The sequence below is a fragment of the Ignavibacteriales bacterium genome, assembly GCA_015709675.1.
Lineage (GTDB): Bacteria > Bacteroidota > Ignavibacteria > Ignavibacteriales > Ignavibacteriaceae > H2-BAC3.
The window spans coordinates 643,172-664,477 of record CP054182.1 but is presented as its reverse complement, the minus strand read 5'-3'; the positions used below and the strand labels follow the sequence as shown (position 1 = coordinate 664,477).

The 21,306-nt window shown below is 44.6% G+C and carries 19 protein-coding genes and 1 pseudogene; 12 read left to right on the top strand and 8 right to left on the bottom strand.

Features of this window, described 5'->3' with window-relative positions:
- The first annotated feature begins 24 nt into the window (after positions 1-24).
- The 9 genes from HRU80_02325 to HRU80_02285 all read left to right on the top strand — a co-directional run bounded on the left by HRU80_02325 (position 25) and on the right by HRU80_02285 (position 10,631).
- A complete protein-coding gene (locus tag HRU80_02325; GenBank protein ID QOJ27762.1) occupies positions 25-807 on the top strand; it encodes a DUF481 domain-containing protein in 783 nt (260 codons plus the stop codon).
- A 9-nt stretch (positions 808-816) separates the two neighbouring features.
- A complete protein-coding gene (locus tag HRU80_02320) occupies positions 817-1,752 on the top strand; it encodes a hydrogenase (protein QOJ27761.1) in 936 nt (311 codons plus the stop codon).
- Positions 1,752-2,402, top strand: coding sequence for a two pore domain potassium channel family protein (locus HRU80_02315; GenBank protein QOJ27760.1), 651 nt, complete (start codon positions 1,752-1,754; stop codon positions 2,400-2,402). Before HRU80_02320 ends, HRU80_02315 begins: the two co-directional genes overlap by 1 nt.
- Before the next feature lie 35 nt (positions 2,403-2,437).
- On the top strand, positions 2,438-3,052 hold the full coding sequence (locus HRU80_02310) for an NAD(P)-binding domain-containing protein (GenBank protein ID QOJ27759.1): 615 nt from the start codon (positions 2,438-2,440) through the stop codon (positions 3,050-3,052).
- Between the two features lie 392 nt (positions 3,053-3,444).
- A complete protein-coding gene (locus tag HRU80_02305) occupies positions 3,445-4,059 on the top strand; it encodes a DUF2652 domain-containing protein (protein QOJ27758.1) in 615 nt (204 codons plus the stop codon).
- 323 nt (positions 4,060-4,382) lie between these two features.
- Positions 4,383-7,574, top strand: a complete 3,192-nt coding sequence (locus tag HRU80_02300) for a PD40 domain-containing protein (protein QOJ27757.1) — start codon at positions 4,383-4,385, stop codon at positions 7,572-7,574.
- A gap of 762 nt (positions 7,575-8,336) precedes the next feature.
- Positions 8,337-8,747, top strand: a complete 411-nt coding sequence (locus tag HRU80_02295; GenBank protein QOJ27756.1) for a hypothetical protein — start codon at positions 8,337-8,339, stop codon at positions 8,745-8,747.
- Positions 8,735-9,934 carry a hypothetical protein gene (locus HRU80_02290; protein QOJ27755.1) on the top strand — a complete coding sequence of 400 codons (1,200 nt, stop codon included), beginning with the start codon at positions 8,735-8,737 and terminating at the stop codon, positions 9,932-9,934. The genes HRU80_02295 and HRU80_02290 overlap by 13 nt, the downstream gene beginning before the upstream one ends.
- Before the next feature lie 109 nt (positions 9,935-10,043).
- On the top strand, positions 10,044-10,631 hold the full coding sequence (locus tag HRU80_02285) for a hypothetical protein (GenBank protein QOJ27754.1): 588 nt from the start codon (positions 10,044-10,046) through the stop codon (positions 10,629-10,631).
- A 74-nt stretch (positions 10,632-10,705) separates the two neighbouring features.
- Here the strand turns inward: HRU80_02285 and HRU80_02280 are convergent.
- A pseudogene (locus HRU80_02280) lies at positions 10,706-11,168 on the bottom strand (SAM-dependent DNA methyltransferase).
- 137 nt (positions 11,169-11,305) lie between these two features.
- On the opposite strand from HRU80_02280, the gene HRU80_02275 reads away from it, so the two are divergent.
- Entirely contained in the window at positions 11,306-11,611 is a 306-nt protein-coding gene (locus tag HRU80_02275) for a hypothetical protein (protein QOJ27753.1), read from the top strand.
- Positions 11,612-11,671: 60 nt separating this feature from the next.
- Here HRU80_02275 and HRU80_02270 read toward each other — a convergent pair whose 3' ends face one another.
- The 4 genes from HRU80_02270 to HRU80_02255 form a co-directional block, all read right to left on the bottom strand.
- Positions 11,672-12,973 (bottom strand): MvaI/BcnI restriction endonuclease family protein, encoded by a 1,302-nt coding sequence (locus HRU80_02270; protein ID QOJ27752.1) that lies wholly within the window; start codon positions 12,971-12,973, stop codon positions 11,672-11,674.
- On the bottom strand, positions 12,942-14,132 hold the full coding sequence (gene dcm, locus HRU80_02265) for a DNA (cytosine-5-)-methyltransferase (protein QOJ30432.1): 1,191 nt from the start codon (positions 14,130-14,132) through the stop codon (positions 12,942-12,944). The genes HRU80_02270 and dcm overlap by 32 nt, the downstream gene beginning before the upstream one ends.
- Positions 14,133-14,151: 19 nt before the next feature.
- Entirely contained in the window at positions 14,152-14,583 is a 432-nt protein-coding gene (gene vsr, locus HRU80_02260) for a DNA mismatch endonuclease Vsr (GenBank protein ID QOJ27751.1), read from the bottom strand.
- Positions 14,584-14,949: 366 nt separating this feature from the next.
- Complete coding sequence (locus tag HRU80_02255) at positions 14,950-15,759, bottom strand: PhzF family phenazine biosynthesis protein (protein ID QOJ27750.1); 810 nt, start codon at positions 15,757-15,759, stop codon at positions 14,950-14,952.
- A 144-nt stretch (positions 15,760-15,903) separates the two neighbouring features.
- On the opposite strand from HRU80_02255, the gene HRU80_02250 reads away from it, so the two are divergent.
- Together HRU80_02250 and HRU80_02245 are read left to right on the top strand one after the other, a co-directional pair.
- Positions 15,904-17,631 carry an ATP-binding protein gene (locus HRU80_02250; GenBank protein ID QOJ27749.1) on the top strand — a complete coding sequence of 576 codons (1,728 nt, stop codon included), beginning with the start codon at positions 15,904-15,906 and terminating at the stop codon, positions 17,629-17,631.
- Positions 17,632-17,699: 68 nt separating this feature from the next.
- Positions 17,700-18,125 (top strand): DUF1801 domain-containing protein, encoded by a 426-nt coding sequence (locus tag HRU80_02245; protein ID QOJ27748.1) that lies wholly within the window; start codon positions 17,700-17,702, stop codon positions 18,123-18,125.
- Between the two features lie 571 nt (positions 18,126-18,696).
- Here HRU80_02245 and HRU80_02240 read toward each other — a convergent pair.
- The 3 genes from HRU80_02240 to HRU80_02230 form a co-directional block, all read right to left on the bottom strand.
- Positions 18,697-19,599: a T9SS type A sorting domain-containing protein gene (locus tag HRU80_02240; GenBank protein ID QOJ27747.1), complete on the bottom strand. Its 903-nt coding sequence runs from the start codon at positions 19,597-19,599 to the stop codon at positions 18,697-18,699.
- Positions 19,600-20,078: 479 nt separating this feature from the next.
- A complete protein-coding gene (locus tag HRU80_02235; GenBank protein ID QOJ27746.1) occupies positions 20,079-20,417 on the bottom strand; it encodes a GIY-YIG nuclease family protein in 339 nt (112 codons plus the stop codon).
- Between the two features lie 137 nt (positions 20,418-20,554).
- A complete protein-coding gene (locus tag HRU80_02230) occupies positions 20,555-21,016 on the bottom strand; it encodes a hypothetical protein (protein ID QOJ27745.1) in 462 nt (153 codons plus the stop codon).
- Positions 21,017-21,306 lie beyond the last annotated feature (290 nt).

Here is a 21,306-nt window from a genome sequence, read left to right as displayed (position 1 = left end):
AAAATTACCTTATCCGTGAAAATAATGACTCTTCATTTTCAAATTATCCGAATATCTTTTGTTCTGCTTCTCCTTTCTGGCGGCGGTATATACGGGCAGATAAATGAAAGCGACACCGCGGGATTCCGGCTGCAGGCAGGACTCTCGGGCGCCTGGCAGCAGGGGAACGTTGAACTTCTTTCCCTGAGAGGACGGATTGAACTGGTTACCAGCGGCCGTGAAGCCCTGGTATTCAAAAGCCAGAATACCACGCTCTATCAGGAGTTTTCCGCGCGTAAAGCTGATAATGATATATACAGCCGTAATTTTCTGTATTGGGAGCCCGGGGAAACCGTCTATCCCTTTGCGATGATCTTCCTGCAGACCAATATCCGCCGGAAGATTGACTTCCGCTGGTTTGCCGGAGCCGGTGCAACCTGGCAGTTTCTGCAAAATGATTATGCTGTTCTTAAACTCTCTGCCGCGATGGTAAGAGAGGAGACACAGTTTCTCTCATCACAATTCACCCAAGAATATTATGACGGCAGGAACGATATCCGTCTGTGGCGCGGTACGGTATATACATCCGGCTGGATAAGGTTTCCTGAAAGCGCTCTGCGGATAAACTATTCCGCCTACTGGCAGCCGGGGCAAGATGAGATTCCCAATAAACGCTTTCAGGCGGATATCAGCCTTTCTCTTCCCCTCTGGCGGGGACTAAATATGCAGGCTGTATATACATTCAGCCATGAGGAGATAACTCCCGTCCGCGTTCAGCAGCAGGATCATCTTCTCACTTTCGGTTTTAGTTATCAATTCACTCAATAATGCAGCACCATGATAGTAAAAAGAAATTTTAATCCATTAAAAGTGGTCCAGTATGTCAGAACGGAACTGCTTCTTTCGGTTGCCTCGTCAGCTCTGGTGTACTGGCTGTTCAGCAGCGGTATCCTTACAGCAGCGCTCCCCTTTTCCGTTGCGGCTATTCTCGGCAGCGCGCTGGCTATCTTTATAGCATTCCGCAATAACAGCTCCTATGCCCGGTGGTGGGAGGCCCGAACTCACTGGTCAGGTATCTCTAATGCATGCCAGGTTTTCGGCAGACTGATTATCACTTTTGCAGACAGCCACTCTCATCAGCAGAATTATGACAAAGCCCGCAGCGAAAATTTTAAGAAAGAGCTGATATATACACTCATTGCATGGGCGCATCTGCTCCGCGTCAGGCTCCTCGGGCATGGAAGCACCTCAGAGGTGAAGCATCTGCTAACGGAAAGTGATTTTCAGAAAACAGAAGCCGCGCAAAACAAGCCCTCGTTTCTGCATCTGCTTCTCGGGCAGAAGATTTATCAGGCAATGGCTAACGGCACCCTTGGCGGGTTTGACAGTTTTCAGCTGGAGGGGCAGCTTCTTGCTCTTGCAAACGCGCAAGGGAACTGCGAGCGCATTAAAAGCACTCCGCTTCTCAGGCAGTATCACTATTTCACGCGGGTGTTTTTATATGTATTCATCCTGGTGCTTCCCTTTGCGCTGATTGGTGATTTCAGCAAAATGAATATTGCTGCCCTGATGGCTCCTGTTTCGGTGATTATTGCTTTTGTATTTTCCATTATCGGAAAAGTGGGGGAGGTAAATGAGGATCCGTTTGAAAACAGGATTACCGATGTACCCCTGCTCTACATCTGCACCAATATTGAACGGGATCTGCGCGAGATGCTCGGAGAAACCAATCTTCCACCGGCCATAACCCCCGCTGAGGGCATTCTGCGCTGATGAAGTATCTGCTGAGCAAATACCGGTTTGAGCTGCTCCTTTTTGCCCTGATGATGGTTATCTTTAACCGGTTGTTTTTCAGTTCCTCTTCATTTTTCAGCACATATATATGGCCGCTGAATATGCTTCTGCTGGGGCTTGCTTCCGCGGTGCTGCTCAGTGAAAAGAAATTCATCTTCACGCCGGCGTTTTTCCTTCTGCTGCCGGTGCTTGCTGTACCGCTTACTCCGCAGATGATTTTCCGGAGCCGGGAACTCAGTATTGCGGCACTTCTGGTATACATCGTGTTTTACAGCTTCCTGTTTTATGATGTGCTCAGGCAGATTACCCGGAAAACCGAGGTAACCGAGAGCATTATATACGGCTCCCTGAGCGGATATCTGCTGCTGGTTATTATCGCATCATTTATGTTCCTTCTGCAAAACCATCTGGCACCGGGCTCGTTTACGGGGATTGAAGGAAGCATCATACCGGAGATTTACTATCAGATTTCCTATTTCAGCATGATTACCCTCACCTCCATCGGGTTCGGGGATATTCTTCCCCTAACGGATAACGCCCGGCTCCTCACCGCTTTCTGGGGTGTGGCTGGCCAGTTTTATATGGTTGGAATTGTTGGTATTATTATTTCTAAATTTTCAGCAAAGTAACTTTTTATTATTCACTATTCAATCGGAGAAAAAGCATGAATATCGCAATTATCGGCACCGGAAACGTCGGCGGAGCGCTTGCCGCAAACTGGGCTAAGGCAGGCCATACGATCAATCTTGGAGTAAAGGATGTAAACAATTTTAAGGGAAAAGCGCTGCTTGGCAACCGGAATACACGTGTATATACGATTGCAGAGGCGGTGAAAATCTCGGAAGTCATTCTTATCGCAACACCCCCCGCGGTGATTTTTGATCTGCTGGAGATGATGGGAGATGTCTCAGGCAAAATCATAATTGACTCAACCAACGCAGTCATGAAGCGCCCGGAACCTTACGCAACGGTTTACCACTGCCTTTCGGATAAAACCAAAGCGGAAGTGGTCAAGTGCTTCAACTCCACCGGATACGAGAACATGCTGAATCCTGTATATAACGGAGAGGGGATAGATATGTTCATGGCCGGCAGCAGCCAGAAGGCAAAAGATACCGCCCGGCAGCTTGCACTGGACTGCGGATTCGGCACCTGCTGGGATTTCGGCAAAGAGGACAAAGTTGAACTTCTCGAAAAATTTGCCCTCTCATGGATTAACCTTGCCATTATGCAGGGGCACGGCAGAGATATAGCACTGCGGTTTATCAGAAGAACATAAAAACCGGATCAATGTATAATGTACAATTAACAATGTACATTGAACGCTGAGCAGCCTGTTTTAACAGTTTTTAAAAAGCAGTTCTTTCTTAGCTTCCTGGTGTCTTTGCGCAGGATTTGCGGGGGACACCGGGATGCGTTACACTACGGGAAACCTTTGTGCCTTTGCCTGTTTGCTCGGGGTTTTCCGGGGGACAGAGGGCAATAATGTTCTGTGTTAATCTGCGGGAGACTATTTGCGCCTCATGCCCTTAGCGAGAGCTCTTCCGGGAGTCATTACCCTGTTAAACTCTGCGTTACTTTGCCTATAACCTTTCCCCAGTGACCCTTTTCCGCCAGATTTACTACTATACGTATTATATTAGCAGCCTAAATCTTACAAACACCTTTTTTATGCACCGGTTCTCAGGAAAAGCTCTTTTTATCATCGCCGATATAAGCGGTTATACCAAGTTTATGATTGCCAACAAAAGCACCATCAGCCGCAGTCAGATGATTATTGTGGAGCTTATCAAAACCATCATCGAACATCTGCACATGCCCCTCAAAATAGCAAAGCTGGAGGGGGATGCTGTTTTTCTTTACGCACTAAAAGATACCGATGACAAGGAATGGGATTCCCTCCGCTGCTGCATCGGTGAAAAACTGATTTCCTTTTTTGACATTTTCTCTGAAAGAATACAGGAGCTTTCAAACTCCATCCTCTGCGAAGGGGACTCCTGCAAAATCATTGACCGCCTCCGTGTTAAAATCATCGTGCATTTCGGCAATGCTGATGTAATTGAAATAGGGGAGTTCAAAGAAATCTCAGGCATAGATGTTATCCTGGTTCACCGCTTATTAAAGAACACACTCAAAGCAAACGAATATATCCTCATGACCGAAGAGGGCTTTAAGGAAATCATGTTCCCGCAGATTATCTGCATCACCCGCGGAACCGAGCACTACTCAGACATTGGCGAAGTGCATACGCTGGCCTATTTCCCCTCAGATGTAACCATCAGCTAAATTTCCCCTTTGCTCCTCACCCCCTTTGCGCGAGCTCTTCCGGGGAAAATGGGGACTCTCGGGACATTGAGCAATAATGTTCTGCGTTAATCTGCGAAATCTGCGGAAAACCTTTGCGCCTTTGCGCGAACTCTTCTGGGGGCACCGTCCATAAAACCTCTGCGTTACTTCGTACTAAACTCCGCGCCCTATGCGTTTAACCTTACGCCCTGGCAACTTTTACCTTCTTTTTTCCGCCGTTCATCAATTCATCCTTCATACTTCATAATTCATAATTATTTTGCGTTTTTGTTTCCCGGTAATATCAAGAAAGAAAACTTCCCATGCTGAAATTAGTTTCTGCACTGCTCCTTTTTGCAACCGTATCACTCTTTCCGCAGAGTGAAGCAAAACTGCTCCGCCATCCGGCGCTCAACCACGATGGCAGTGAGCTGGCTTTTTCCTACCAGGGGGATATCTGGAAAGTCTCCTCCTCGGGCGGTACTGCACTCCGTCTGACGGTGCATGAGGGAAACGAGGGACATCCGCGTTTCAGTCCTGACGGCAGCCAGATTGTTTTCTCAGGCGCTCGCTTCGGCAACAGTGATATTTTCATCATCCCTGCATCCGGCGGACAGGCACGACGCCTTACCTGGAACTCTTCCGGTGACATGGTAACTTCATGGACTAAGCAGGGGAATATCCTCTTTGCAACCGTGAGGGAGTTCAATCATGTTGAACGGGATCCGGAAGTATATACGATCAGTCCCACGGGGGGAACAGAGTACCGCCTGCTTGACGCTCTCGGCTCTGATGCGGTGCAGTCGCCCGACGGCCGCTTTATTGCCATTACCATCGGCGGATCAAACCCTGTTACCCGCGAAGGATATACCGGTGCGGCAAATAAGAATATCTGGCTTTACGATTCAAAGAAAAACACCTATACCAATATCACCCCTTCCAACGGCAACGAACTGATGCCCCAATGGACCGGCAGCCGTACTCTTGCGTATATAAGCTCCGCTGACGGAAAGTATAATATATACCGCATCACCCTCAGCGAGGAAGGACAGCCGCAGGGGAGGCCCGAACAGCTTACGAATTTTAAGGACTACGCAGTCCGCTATTTCACCGTCTCAGGTGACGGAAAACATGCAGTGATTGAGCAGGGAACATCACTCTGGATTATGAAAAATTTTTCCAAACCGGAAAAGCTGAATATAACCGTCCCGGCTGATAACCGCTTCGACCCGGAAGAACTGAAATCCTTCAGCAAAGATGCCAGCGAATATGAAGTTTCACCAAACGGAAAACTGGTTGCACTGGTGAACCGCGGTGAGATTTTTATCAAGGAGGTTGATAAGGATAAATCACGCAGCGTTAATGTTTCTAATCATCCTTTCCGCGATATGAACCCCGCGTGGCTTAATGACAGCACACTCCTCTTTGTTTCAGACCGGGAGGATGACAATTTTGATTTATATATACTCCGCAGCGCTGATAAATCACAGCCAAATCCGTTCCGCTCGCTGCGCCATGAGGTCATACGCATTACCAAAACCGATGAGGATGAATCCCGTCCGGTCGTTTCCCCGGACGGCAAAAAAGTTGCCTTTATGCGTGGACGCGGTACATTCATCGTTGCTGAAATCAGCAAAGAGGGCTCACTCGGTAAAGAAACCATTCTTCACGAGGGCTGGGCTTCCGCTGATGACGCCGCCTGGAGCCCTGACAGCCGCTGGATTGCCTACAGCATGAGCGACCTCTATTTTAATGACGAAGTATATATACACGCCGCCGACAACTCACAGCCGCCGGTTAATGTGAGCATGCACCCGCGCGGTGACTCAAACCCCGTCTGGTCGCCGGACGGCTCAAAGCTCGGATTCATCTCTGCCCGCAATGGCCGCAACAACGATGTCTGGTTTGCCTGGCTGAAAAAAGAAGACTGGGAGCGCACCAAACAGGACTGGGAAGACAAAGAACCCGCAAAGAAGGATGACAAGCCCGCAGGCAAAAAAGACAGCGCGAAGGTTACTCCGGTTGTGATTGACTTTGAAAACATTCACGAGCGCCTCACACAGGTTACCACATTCCCCGGCAACGAGGGGAACGCGCGCATTTCAAAAGACGGCGAAACGTTTTATTACACCGGTTCTTCAAGCAGCGCAAAGGGGAATGACCTTTACAGCATCAAATGGGACGGCAAAGATTTGAAAGAGCTGACCAAAGGGGGACAGAACCCGATGGCAGTATCAGGCGGAGCTGACGGCGCTTATTTATACTACTTCAGAACCGGCGGCTCACTCAGCCGTCACGATCTGAAGACCGACAAGGCAGAAGCGCTTCCGTATATACTAAAGATGAAGATTGATTACGAACAGGAAAAGCAGCAGGTCTTTGCCGAGGCATGGCGCACCCTGCGTGACGGATTTTATGATCCTGATTTCCACGGCAAGGACTGGGAAGCCCTTCGCTCGAAATATCTCCCCCTTTGCATGGCGGCCTCAACCGAAAGTGATTTCCGCGAAATGTTTAACTGGATGCTCGGCGAACTGAACTCAAGCCACATGGGGCTTTCAGGCAATGACCGTGCTGAAACACAGAAAGAAGCAACCGGGCTGCTTGGCGCTGAACTGAAACCCGTTAAGAACGGCGTTGAGGTTTTGCGTGTCATCCCCGGCTCACCCGCAGACCGCACCGCAAGCCGTCTGATGAAAGGGGATATCATCCGCTCGGTCGGTTCAGTTAAGATTACCGATGATGTTAATATATACTCACTCTTCGCCGGCACCGCTGATGAGCAGGTACTCCTGACCGTTGAAGGAAAAGAAGGTAAAACCCGCGATGTGGTTATACGTCCCGCAGCATCACTCCGCACACAGATATATAAAGAGTGGGTTGCCGACCGCAAAGCACTCACTGACAAATACTCCGGCGGAAAGCTCGGATATATACACATCCGCGGCATGGATATGGTCAGCTTTGAAGAATTTGAACGCGAACTAACCGCTGCCGGTTATGGCAAGGATGGGCTGGTTATAGATGTGCGTTATAACGGCGGCGGTTCAACCACTGACCTTCTGATGGCAATACTCAACTACAAACAGCACGCATACACCATACCGCGTGGCGCGGCAGAAGATCTAGAAAAAGAAAAAACAAAATTCCGTCCTTACTATCCGACCGGAGAGCGGCTTGTATATACTGCATGGCTGAAGCCGAGCATAACGCTTTGCAATGAGTCAAGTTACTCCAATGCAGAAATCTTTTCACATGCTTATAAGAACCTCGGCATCGGAACACTTGTCGGCAAGCCAACCAACGGCTCCGTCATCTCCACCGGAGGCAGGGGACTGATGGACGGCTCCTTTGTCCGGCTCCCGTTCCGCGGCTGGTACACCCTGGCTGACGACAAAAACCAGGAAGTAACCGGTCCCGCCATACCGCACATCTTAGTTGACACCTACCCTGACAGCAAAGCAAAAGGCGTGGATGAACAACTCAAACGCGCAGTTGAAGAACTGCTGAAATAATTGTGAATGGTGAATTGTAAATTGTGAATTGATTCAGAAACCAACACCCGGCTGAGTGGTGTTAAAAAACTGCAGGGGCGGCTCGCGAGCCGCCCTATACCGGCAAACGGGAACCAGCAACTGGAGGTTTGAGCTCAATTATTCGTAAGGGGATTAGTGCTTTAAGCACACTGATGGTTAAGTTGGGGTTAGTAGAAAATCCAATGACATGAAATTCCCCCCGACCCCGGAGGAGTCGCAAACAATTCTGAAATCTGAATGATGAATTATTAATTTTCCATCCGACTCCAGCGGAATCGCATTTTGAAAGAAAATTGCGCATACCCAAAATCCCAACCCGACTCAGAGTAGTCGCAGATTTTTGAACAATCTGGTGATTCTCTCCTGAGATATTCGAATCCTCCGGATTCGTTCTTATGCGGGGCATTTATCATAACTACCAAGATGTGAATCCTCCGGATTCAAAACCCGATTCAATTCCGGAGGAATTGTACATTGGTAGAAATCCGATGACATGAAACCTCTGACTCCAGCGGAGTCGCAAATTGGTAGAAAATTACGCATCCCCAAAATCCCAACCCGACTCCGGAGGAGTCGAAGATTGGTAGAAAACCGCAAAGACACACACCAGCCAAAATCACGAAGTGATGACATTACTGTAGAAACTAATCAATCCGCCATTGCCCCAGAACCTCGAAGAGGTGACATTTTACAGATTGTAATAAGTACATTATATTTAAGAGAAAAAAACAGGAGAATATTTTGTCCCGAATTAATGAAACTGTTATATTTTCAAACATTTGTTATCGGTCACATCCGCACCATAGAAACGGAGCTAATAATAAATCCCAATGGACTATTACGGCGATGCAGGAATTTGAATGTTTTAGACGATGCCTTACAGAGAATTGGATTAAAGAGCAGATTGGCTGGGGGTTACACTTTAGCGATACATCGTCAGTTCAGTATCTGGGTATCGATCAAAATGGTACCAAACAATTATTTATAGCAAAATTTGTTGGTGGTCAAAACTGGCATGGATATCCAATTGATTATCAACGCTGCACAGATGATATTCCTGATACTGAAATTCTTAATAAATGGTTAAATTTATCAATATTCCCACCGACTAAAATTAGAAAAATAACTAAAGGTCAGCCATGCAGCCTATAAAACTGGACATAGAAGGTCAATTTTGGGATTCACAAATTTATTCCGGCATTCTATATTTATTCACATTGAATGGTGAAATTATTTCTGTCAATTGGGATAGACTTCTTGATGAATTAAATATTGAAGATTATTTGAAATTAGCTTTAACGTGTTCCTTTTCGCGAAGTGATTATTTATATAACACAGAATTTTCTTTATTATTTAATGATCCTGAAGTCAAGCAAGTAATAATTAGTAAATTTTCAGATCTCTCAAACAAGGAGTTATTTATTTCCAAAAGCCAAATAGAGAGATGCACTTTAACTAAACAAAATAATCCATTTCCATTTCCCCATTCAGATTCAATCATTTACCGTAATAGTATTTATACAAGTTCAAAGGATGGAATTCATCGTGCAACATGTAACCGTCGTAAAAACAAATACGTAGTTAGTACAAAAAAAGAAAGAAAATGGGACGCTCCCTCGCTATCAATCTCCGCTAACTATAGAAGCCTGGCAATAGCTGCCGGTGATGAAGGTCTTTACCAAATAGGATTAGAATCCAAGTATTTCAATGATGAAAGTAACTTTAGGGAGCCAAAGCAACTTTCTTCATCCAATTGTTCTGATTGTGGTTGGACATTTTACAGTATTTTTGCCTCTTCACACTTGTCTGATGGCTATCATGCCGCTTTCGAAAAAAAGTCTGATAACAACCATGTTCATAGAGAATTCAAAGAAATTAAGTATAGCGGTAGTATTTTTAATGAAACAGGATATTCCTGGGGAATGCAAGATAAAATTTATCTGGTAAAGAATGATAAAATATCAATTATAAAGTATTCTCCATGGCACAGTAAAGATAATAGGGAGTACGGGAAACTTGGTGAAATTCAACTTGAAAATTGGAAAGGGAATTTTGTTTCTGCGAAAAACGCACTATTTGGTATTTTAGTTGAATGCGAAAACGCAATTATTGTGAAGTTAAGTGACGGAGATATATTTAACATTCATAACGAACCGGTAAATTGGAGAGTGTTTCCGGCCTCAAAACGTTATGAAAATCAGTTGCATGTAATAAATAGTGATAAGTTATCAATTTATTCTTTTAATCAAGATTATTTTGTTGATCAAAGAATGAAAAAAATTGGCTCTCAGTATTATAAGTTCAAAATAAGGCAAAATTTTTTAATACATGAAGATTAAGACGACAGTTCTTTTTGTGTGAGCCGAAATTTGTTTCATCCCTTAACATTTCAACGGCTGGTATTCTTTTCTTGTGAAGTGTTTCTTAATAAGAGCTGTACTTTAAATAATGAGTGAATTTTTAATTAAATATACCGGTTATGTTCTTTTTATTCTAGGTGCAATTTATTCTTTAATCAAGATTCGATACGAGATAAATAAAAGAAAGGAGTATGAAAATCTCGCTTCGATTAGAGATAAAAGATTTATTATTTATAGAAGTTTCTTGTCTAATCTTGACTTGATGAATTCAGAGTTGTACAACAAACAATATGGAGAAGAGTCCATGAAAAAGATATTTGCGCTCTTTGAAGAGGTCAAAATAAATCCATATAACCTTTCTGGATATTATAATGTTATGCAATTTCAAGCAGAAATACTTTTCGAATGGATGAGAAAATATAACAAATATTTAGATGAATTAAATGAATTACGGCTTGTTGGCAGTTTGGAAATATTATCCATTCTGGATGATTATCAAAATAAGTCAAAAGAATTTTTGGAAGCGAATGCTAAAAATATTTTTATGCATACAACTTCTGTTCCAGGCAATTTTGATATGTCAGTTCTTCAAAGTTATACCGACAATCTTATGGAATTAAATAACATAAGAAGAAAGTTAGAATTGCAAATGCGAAAAGATATTGGTAACGAGTAAATAAAGTAATAATTTATATATTCTTGGGGATATTAGATATTCTTGCCATAAACATTTTGAGCTTTTGTACTCCCCTATATCTCCGGCAGACCCAGCTCTTTAAGGAATTGGTTGTGAGTTGCGCGGGCTTGGGCGATTTCTTTTTCAGGCCCTACCAGCTTCTTATTATCTTCTTTTAAATCAATAATTTCTTCGTCTAATGATGTGCTTTCATATCTAGAGATGTTAAGATTATATTCGTTTTTCTCAATTTCCGCCATTGATACTCTGCGGGAGAATCGGTTTTCTTCTTTGCGGTTTTGTAAGTTTCTACTTTTTGTCAGTGTGCTCGGGGGCTAAGTTGTTTTGGCGTTTGCCGCTGTTAAAGTGATCAACTGCATTCACAAACAATACATCATCAAACTTTTTACACTTTTTTGAGACCAGAATACAAAGCGGTACCCCCCTTGAGAAAAACAGAAACCATTCAATCCGCCGACCTACCCCAAACCTTGAGGAGGTGACAGTGTTTTTAGTGCCAATTGAAAATCGCCTCATTTGCAAAAATCTTTACATTCTTGTTTTTTATACTTATTTTATACAGTAAACAAAAAACAATTGTTATGAAACCCCTGGTAATCTTATTTTTCTCCCTAATCTTCCTTTCCTGCCAGGAACCGGAAGAGAACCCCAAGATGATTACAGCCAAATCTCCCGTAACTTCCATAGTGGATGTAACGAGAACGGGAACGATTGTTACCGCATGGGTCTGGGCGAGCTGGCTTAACGGCTGCGGAAGATATTCTCATTATGAAATGTTCAGCGCTGACTCAGTCCGCTTCATTACGGTTTACGGACAGCAGCCGGAGGGGGCCGTCTGCACTCAGGGCTTCATCAGGTATCTGACCGGTATCTCAATCCCCAACCTCCCCACCGGCAGCTACACCTTCCGTTTTTGGCAGAGTGACAGTACTACGGTGGATACGCTGTTTACGTTGTGAGACAGCAATTTAAAGACCAAACCTCGCGAGAACGCTCATAATTTATTTTGACTTCCATTACTAAAGTGTAACCCATTCACTGTTCCTGTAAAGTTCTGATAAAAACCGGGATTTTATCCTAAACTGACTTCTTTGTTTTGTTCTGGGATTTGTTGATGCGTTTTCAATTTTTATGCCTGGATCATAATAAATATTGCCAAGGCTTAGCTGAGCTAAAAACAGGACAAAATCAGTTCCAAGCCCCAATAATATGTTGTTGCCGTATTTATACTTTCGTGAACCATTTTGTTTCAGAAGCGATGGTATATAACATGCGTTGGTATGCTTTCTTTTCCAGTGTGATATAACAGACGAGAAGGTCCATGCAGCGGCTTCATTTTCCTGATTATCCAGTAATATAATTTTTCCACCGGTACTGGTAATTTGTTTTTCTGTTTTATCAAATCCTGAAATTTCAAGTTTAAGTCCGGTCCTGACGTTTGTAAGACCGGCTTTGAATATTCCTCCGAAATTCAATCTGTCAATTCTGCCTCTCAGGTCCGAATATCCATACTTTCTGACAAAATCCGATGCTCCGTACTCATGATAGTATCCTGAATCCGGCTCCGGGGTCATCAGAGTTACCACGGCTGATGAGGTTTTGTTAAGATCTTTGACTCCAAACTGCTTTATTTCCCACCCCAGGTAATCGGGTTCAGAATAACCATTTGGTGTTATTCCAAGTTCTGCTTCAAGTGTATATCCTCCGCAGTTCGAACTGTTGCATGGTAATATATTCCCTGTCCTGTCTAATCGTTTCGAATCGATCCATCCAAGCGAAGTAATTCTTCTCAGTTCGGTCAAAAGCTGCGCCCGATGATCTTCGATGCGCTTCGTATACAGAACTTTAAATAAGCCGGTTTCCTCTTTTGGGGAGTAGTTTACAAACTCCTGAGCCACTTCTGAATCCGGAAAAACAGCTTTTCCGAGTAACTTTCCTCCATCAGCCACGCCCAAAAACAAAAGCCTTCCGGCTTCTCTACCAGACATAATTTCCGATGGAGGGTTATCGCATTTTTTAAGAAATCCGGAAAAACGCACTTCGGGATATTTAGGGTACAGAATTAATTGAGCAAATGGTGCATTAAAAATGTTTCCATCCTCACCTATCCAACCGAAATTAACAGTCGCCTTAAATCTCTCCCTTTTCCAGTCCCCAATTCCTTCTGCTTTTATCTCATTGAACGGCAGAATATTCAGAACATCATAACTTCCACCCAGATACACCTGGTTCTTTGAATTATCATTGGGGCTGAGTTCTTTTACATAGACCTTGGAGCAGCCTTTGTCTCTAAACAGCGATAGCAGATTTTCCAGATTCATGAATTAACCGAAGTTCCTTAATAAGATTTTTTCCAACCGATTGTATCAGAGGTACGGTAACAGAATTTCCAAATTGTCTGTATGCCTGATTATCAGAAACAGGAATTACAAATTTATCAGGAAAACCCTGAAGTCTTGCACATTCTCTTGGTGTTAGCCTTCTTGGATTTTTGTTTCTTTGCGGTATAAGTATTTCGGATCCGTCTTTATAATATCGCGCACTTAAAGTTCTGGATATTCCATTTAAATCCGTTAACCCAAAACCAAAACCATTACCTTTTTCTTTGTGTTTCTTTGCATACTCCTGCAAATAATTCCACAGATTATCCGTCAATGTATATTTTGGATCGGGGTCCGGCTCCAGAATATCTCTGATTTTTAATCCCGGGTCTTCCAGTTCGGGAAATCTGAATTTTTGTCTTCCCTTAAAAACTGTATTGTCGAATCCTATTATAAGAATTCTTTCCCTGTGCTGCGGAACAAAATATTTACTGTCTAATACTTTGTAATAAATGGTGTAATTAAGTTCTTTAAGTGTTTCAGAAATTATAAAGAAAGTTTTTCCCTTATCGTGAGAAACCAGATTTTTAACATTCTCCAGTAAAAACGTCTTTGGTCTCTTGGATTTAAGTATTCTGGCTATATCAAAAAAAAGTGTTCCCTGTGTTTCATCCAGAAATCCGTGTTTTCTTCCCAGAGAATTCTTCTTGCTTACTCCCGCAATAGAAAACGGCTGACAGGGAAAACCGGCAAGCAGTATATCATGATCGGGTATTTCATCAGCCTCTATTTCAGTAATATCGCCAAAAGGTATTTCCCCAAAATTTGCTTCATAGGTTTTTTTAGCGAATCCATCCCATTCAGAGGAGAAAACACATTTACCCCCCAGGTTCTGAAAAGCGAGCCGTGTCCCGCCTATGCCTGCAAAAAGATCAACGCAGGTAAATTTTGCCTCTGTAACCGGAGGAAAGGGTATATCCCATTTTATAGGAAGGTAATATTGAAAATCAGGATCTTCAACAAATTCCAGTTCCTCATGTAAAGCTTTAAGGTAACTAAAAGCTGGTTTTCTATATACTTCAGAACAGCCCGTATCGGCATTTTGCAAATAATGTGTTAAACACGCCTGTTCATTTGTTGTTTTTCGATCAACTTCCAGTTTAAGTTTTTCTTTTACCTTACTGTATTTTTTTTGGACTGTTTTCTTCAATTATCTTAACGGTTTTATGTACACAAAATTCGAGATTTTTTTCGACTTTCTTTGTCCAGAAACGAATCACTTTCCATCCCCGGTATCTTAAAAATCTGTTTACCTGTTTGTCTCTTTTGATGTTGTTTTCAATCTTCTTCCACCAGAAATCTCTGTTGGTTTTAATTCGATATTTTTCGCTATCCCATTTCCAGCCATGAAAGAATTCACTATCAACAAATATAGCAATTTTCCACCGCTTAAAGGTCAGGTCCGGTTTCCCAAAAACCGTTTTGTCATTCTTTCTATAACGATATCCCCGGTTCCACAGGGCTTTTGCAAGTCTTCCTTCCTGTTTTGTGCCGGTTCCCCTGATTGCCTGCATGTTTTTTCTTCTTTGTTCCTTTGTTAAAACATCCATATCCGTTCGGTACGTATTTTAAATCAAATATCTATACTCTTTTTCCAGAATATTATTTCCTTCTTACAAATGATGCTCTCGTCAATCTTAATCAATAAAATTAAAAAATCTGCAAAAGCAAAACTGCTACCCTGAGTTGCAGTTTTTGTTCCAACTAACAGTGATGTGTATCGTATTCTCAGACAGAAGGTTGTTTTCTCCCGAAGATTCCGCGACTCTCTGCCACAGTTTTCATCTTGTTACCCCCGAACTTTCAGGGGATCAGAACCGCATGAGAACCATTTTTTATAATTCTTCACCCTTCGCTACTTCGTGTTAAAATTCTTCGTTTTCCTTCTGCAATAAGCCGCAAAAGGAAATCACCTATTATCTCATCTTCCCCTCAACCACCACCACTGCACTGGCGGTTACTTCCAGGCTGCCGGTTCCGGTTATCCGGAGTTTCATCTCTCCGCCCCGGCGGCTGGCCTGGTACGCGCGGAGCTCTTCCTTTCCCAGCCGGTCTGACCACCACTTCGCCAGTACCGAGTGAGCCGAACCGGTGACCGGATCCTCATCTATCCCCACCCACGGAGCAAAGCAGCGGGAGAGAAAATCATACTCCTTTTTATCAGAGAGACTGGTTACTATCACCGAGTTACATTTTTCTGTTGTGGCTTTTAGGCTTCGGGGGTCGGGGCTTAGCTGTCTCAGTTCAAGCGGATTGCTTATCTCTATCAGGAGCATTCCGGTTTCCCGGCAAAAGCCGCATTCGTTTATCCGGCTGATGCCCAGTGCTTCCTTCATTCCCTCCGGTACCGCTGCAAGCTCTGTCTCGTAAAGAGGGAATTCCATCTGAATTTCATCTCCCTGTTTCTTTCCGGTAAGGCGGAGTCCGTGAGCGGTTAAAAATGCAGCTTCAGAGATACTGCTTTTGCTGAAGATAAATCGGAATGAGCCGAGTGTGGCGTGTCCGCAGAATTTAATCTCGGTAGTTGGGGTAAAGTATCTGATGCTGTAAATATTTTCATGCCCCTCCCGTTTTACCAGAAATGCGGTTTCAGAAAGATTAAACTCCGCCGCTATCTTCTGCATCTCATCATCGTTCAGGGGGGATGAACTCAGGCAGACCGCAGCCGGATTTCCGCTGAATGGTTCACTCGTAAACGCATCAATGATGGCTATCTCTTTTTCCATAGGTTTTTTGATTCTGTTTTATTGTACCGGATTTTCCTCATACCGGATTCCCGGTGTTATGATTTCGCTCTCTTCAAATTCCGCCGAATTGAATTATATTAACATAATAAAGTTTTAGCTGTATTTCTTTTTAACCAGATGTGAGTGCCGGATATTTCTGAGGTTACACTTTTTCTCCTGTTAATTGCGCTCTCTTCGCTTTTTGCTTTTTGGGCAGCGGTGTATTTCTTTACCAAAAGAAGTGTGCCGGGTGCTCTTTTTCTTTCCTTATCGGAAATTTCAGCGCTCTTCTGGAACATCGGTTATTTTATAGAAATAGCGGCCGAGACTCTCTCCTTCAAGATGACCGGCGTAAAGATTCAATATTTCCTGGGTATTCCTTTTACCGGTGTATTCTGGTTTCTGGCCGTACTGGATTATACCAACTTCCGGCGGAAATCATTTTATCCGGTTGCTGTTTTGCTGTGCATCATCCCTTTCCTTACGATGATCTTTGCGCTTGCGATGGAATCCCACGAGCTTCTTTACCGGAATACGCGCCTTATTGAATCGGGCTCTTTTCTTCTGATTACCAAGGACTGGGGCCCCTGGTTTTATGTTCATGTCTATTACTCTTACCTGATCCTGTTTGCTAGCGCGGTTTATCTTATTTATTTTGTGAAAAACCAGAGCGTGATGTTCCGCGGACAGGCTGGTCTTCTGCTGGGCGGATTTCTTGTCCCCGTTATTGTAAGCGTTATCTATGTGGCGGGGATGAACAGTTTTATGCGGCTGGATTTCACCAACATCGCCTTTACCTATAGCGCTGTTGTAATGGGTTTTGCCGTGCAGAAATACCGCCTGTTTGATATCGTGCCCGCAGCCCGCGACCGTGTGTTTGAGTCCCTTGAAGCCGGAATCATTGTTGCTGATGCAAGCCGGCGTGTGGTGGACTGCAATAACTCCGCGCTTCAGGTCTTCCCCCTTGCTTCACGCACCGGTACTCCGGTTGAGCAGCTTCTGAATGAAACTGAGATAAACGCTGATGAACTGCTTAACGGGAAAATCTTCCAGACGGAGAAACATGGTAATATATATCAGATCGCGTCGGCACGGCTTTCCGAGGGGATGAAACAGTCCGGATATATACTCACGCTCCATGATGTAACACGGCTTAAGGAAACCGAGCAGAAACTGAACGAGCTGAACCAGTCAAAGGACCGGCTCTTTTCCATTATCGCCCATGACCTGAAGAATCCATTTTTCGGACTGATCGGGCTTTCTGAGATCCTGATGCAGGACTATGACACCACTGATGATGAGTATAAAAAGATGCTTATCAGTGAGATTAATCTTCTTTCGGTGAATACCCATCAGCTTCTGGATAACCTGCTTGACTGGTCACGACAGCAGACTAATCAGATTTCGTTTCATCCGGAACTCTTTTCGATCAGAGATTCTCTTATTACCGCGCTTCATTCACTAAATCAGATTGCAAAGAGCAAGGGCATCGTCATCCGGAATAACGTAAGCCATACAGTGCTGGTTACCGCCGATAAATATATGATTGAAACTGTCCTGCGCAATCTGCTCTCGAACGCAGTTAAATTTTCCCGCGAGGGTTCGGTTATCACGGTTGATCTTACTGAACTTCCCGGAAAAACCTGTTCCATTAGTATCTCAGACCAGGGTGTTGGAATGAATAAAGCTGCCCTTGAAAAGATTTTTTCTCCTGCTGAAAAGCCAAAGACCGCCGGTACCAAAGGAGAAAGGGGCTCCGGTCTGGGACTGATTCTCTGCAAAGATTTCATTGAAAAGAACGGCGGAACCATCCGCGCTGAGAGCGAACTTGGTAAAGGAAGCACCTTTACTATCACGCTTCCTGTCACCTGAACAACCTCTTCTTATTTAGCTTTAAGTCTTTTTTATGTTTCGCAAATTTTAGAGGAGTAACTCTGCCTATGGCTAAATCGGAAAATAAAACCAAACCGGAAAAAACCAGTCCGGCTGAATTTATTAACAAAGTCTCCGATGAAAAGAAAAGGAGAGAATCATTCGAACTGCTTGAAATGATGCAAAAAGCGACCGGGCAGCCCCCGGTGATGTGGGGTCCCTCCATTATCGGGTTTGGTTCCTATCATTACAAATACGCAACCGGACGCGAGGGGGATGCTCCGGCCGCAGGATTTTCTCCGCGCAAGGATGCTCTGTCAGTTTACATCATGGCCGGCTTTCCGAGGAATGCAGAACTTATGGAAAAGCTCGGCAAATACAAAACCGGTGTTTCCTGTTTATATATTAAAACACTTGATGATATAGACCGGAAGGTGCTCGCCGAACTGATTAAAAAATCATACAATTACATCACTGCCAAAAAATGGCCGTAAGTGAATTATGAATTTTGAAGTATGAGTTATGAATTCGTTTTTTACGCACGAGTGCTTATACCCTGATTTATCCTCGGTCAGATGAACAGATAGGACGGTCTCCGAGCAGAGCCGTGGTCGATCCCCGAATACCGGTGTCCTCGGCTCCGCTCGGACACCGGGTTTTGAAAACTCATTCCTTTGGTCAGTCTCCGGTCTCCGAGCCGGTCCCCGAGCGTGTTTGAGGCTGGTCCCCGAGCGTAGTCGAGGGGAGTGGAATCCGATCCAATCCCCGATACCATTCCCCGAGCGAAGTCGAGGGGGAAGCCGTGACTGGTCTCCTCTTCCGACCAGTCGGAACGGAGACCGGAGTGACAACCCGAGTTGGTACCTGATACCGGCCCCCGAGCTGGTCCCCGAGCGAAGTCGAGGGGGAGGGCATTACAAAACAAAAACGGCAACCTTTTTAACAAAGATTGCCGCCAAATAATAATTACTCTCTCCTGCATATTTCGATTCACCGAATTATGACCATTGCCGGATCTCCGTTAAACCCTCAAATCAAAATCCGGTTAATCTCCTTTATGCGTGATTATTTGATGAGAGTAAGTTTCTTCACATCACGGAAGCTGCCTGCATTCAGTTCATAGAAATACACACCTCCGCTTAAATCCTTTGCGTCAAACTTTACGGAATGAGAGCCTGCTTCGCGGAATCCTTCTGCCAGTACCGCAATTGTATTACCGAGCAGATCATATACTCTAAGCGAAACTTCACCGCTCTCCGGCAAGGTAAATCCGATCCTTGTTGACGGGTTGAACGGGTTGGGGTAATTCTGCCGCAGTATATATACTGAGGGAGATGCTTCTGCATCTTCAGTGCTGGTCAGACCTTCCGTATATAAAGCTCCGATCCAGATATCGGCGTTCAGGCGCCAGCTGAAGTCACTGTCCTGATTAAACCGCTGATAGGTGCCATCGGAGAATTTCTCCCATGCGCGGTTCTGGTATTCTCCCTCCCCCTGCACGTCTGTTGCAAGAGCGAAGGTATCATTTACCGCAACATCCCACTCAAGCCCGATGTAAAAATGCACCGGAACAAAAGGACCGCCCGGCATCGGCAGCGGATTAGGAAGCATGAAGGAAAGTCCGTTTGTAGTATCAAACTGATCAAGCGTAGTGGTGATTGAGGCGAGCAAAGTGCCGGGAGAGCTGTCCGCGGCCATTTCCCTGAATACAATATAAATAGTATCAGGAGTATCTACAATCTGTTTAAAACCCATGTGGATAACCGTCCCGCGGATGAGTGCTTCAGCATATACATCAATGCGCTGATATTTGCCGATATCAAGGTAAGCATTGGTGCCAGCTATATAACCTGCTCCGTATGGATTCGGAAGCACGGCGCGGGTGTCACCATAGAAAAAAGTATCAACCGTCTGCGGCTTAACTGATACGGCTGCCAAAAGAAAAAAAACGAGTACGTAACGTTTCATCTGCCCTCTGAAATATTTGATAGTTAAATAATTTGAACACGAAGGAATGTACCGTCTGACCGGTACCCTTATATGCAAGATAACAAAAAGGAAATAAACATCACTCCCTTATGCGGGGCTGTTGGCTGAGAGAAATGTGCCTGGTTTTAATATATATTAAGTTTTGAAAAATACGGAAGTTAAATAAATTCCTTTGCTGTAAGTTCTTTTTCGATTTCCCCTCGACTACCCCTCGACTCCGCTCGGGGACCGGATCGGGGAACAGCTCGGGGACCGGATCGGGGAACAGCTCGGGGACCGACTCTTTTGTGGTCTCCGAGCGGAGTCGAGGAGACCATCTCGGGAACCAGTTCTACTCCGGTCTCCGCTCCGACTTGTCGGAGGGGGGAACTATTACTTCTCACCTCGGCTACCCCTCGACTACGCTCGGGGACCGACTCTTTTGTGGCCTCCGAGCGGAGTCGAGGAGACCGTTGTAACTATTGCTCTTTCTCCTTACCGTCATCACCATTTTTATAATACCGATAATGTGTCTTGTTATGACACTCAGAAAGCTTTTTTACTGATTCGATATCCGAATTCATCAGCGCTTCTTTCTTTTTCTGTGACCAGCGCTGAACCTGTTTTTCCCTTACGAAAGCTTCGTCTATCCGTTCATACTCTTCATAATATACAAGTTCTACCGGCAGGTTTTTTCTGGTGTAATTCGCGCCTTCACCCTGCTGATGCTGAAGTAATCTCAGCTCCAAATCGGTTGTGCTTCCGGTGTAATACGTTCCGTCTGCACACCGGAGTATATACATATATCCCTTGGGCATATAGCTCTCTTTTTTATCTGAAACTTAATTATCGGCAGTTAATTTTCACAGTAGAAAATATCACACCCCCTCGACTACGCTCGGGGTCCGGCTCGGGGACCGAATCTACTCCGGTCTCCGTGCGGAGTCGAGGAGACCTAATCAAACAGCTTTTTGCTTATTTTTTCCGTTGAATCCAGATACAATGGCAGTGCGGCCGAGCCGTACCATTTGTATAACTCTACATCAAATATCTTTTCCTTAACCGTAAGATCTCCCTGCAGAAGCTGATGCACCTCATCAAAATCTGTGGTGTTCATAATGAAAATTCCCCTGTAGGTATTATCATTTTTTCCAAGAGGGCCCGCCACCACAAGTTTACCCATTTTGGTCATCTCCCGCATATTGCTGAAATGACTCTTAAAGCAGCTGTCAGTGAATGCTTTGTCCGTATTGGTATTTGTACCTGTTTTAAGAATCACGAGAGTGTATCCCTTCATTCCGATGTCATCAGCCCCGAGCTTTTTAGCCAGGGTGGAATCGTAGTCTGGATTTGGCCTCTGAGCACTCAGCGGCACAATGATGCAAAGAGCAAACAGCAAAGAAAAAAGTGACTTCATATGATAGCTTCCGGTGATGTTGATAAAATATGATGCGAATATAGTGGATAGTATCATATTATGATTTTATGTGACAGAATTCAGTGATTATTTGTTGAGTATCAGCGGTCGCTTCCCCTCGGCTACCCCTCCTCCGACACGTCGGAGCGGGGAGCAGCTCGGGGGCTGGCTTCTACTCTGGTCTCCGAGCGGAGTCGAGGAGACCAGTTCGGGGATCAGCTCTTCTGTAATACGGACTCCCCCTCGGCTACCCCTCCCCCTCGACTACGCTCGGGGACCAACTCCAGTGC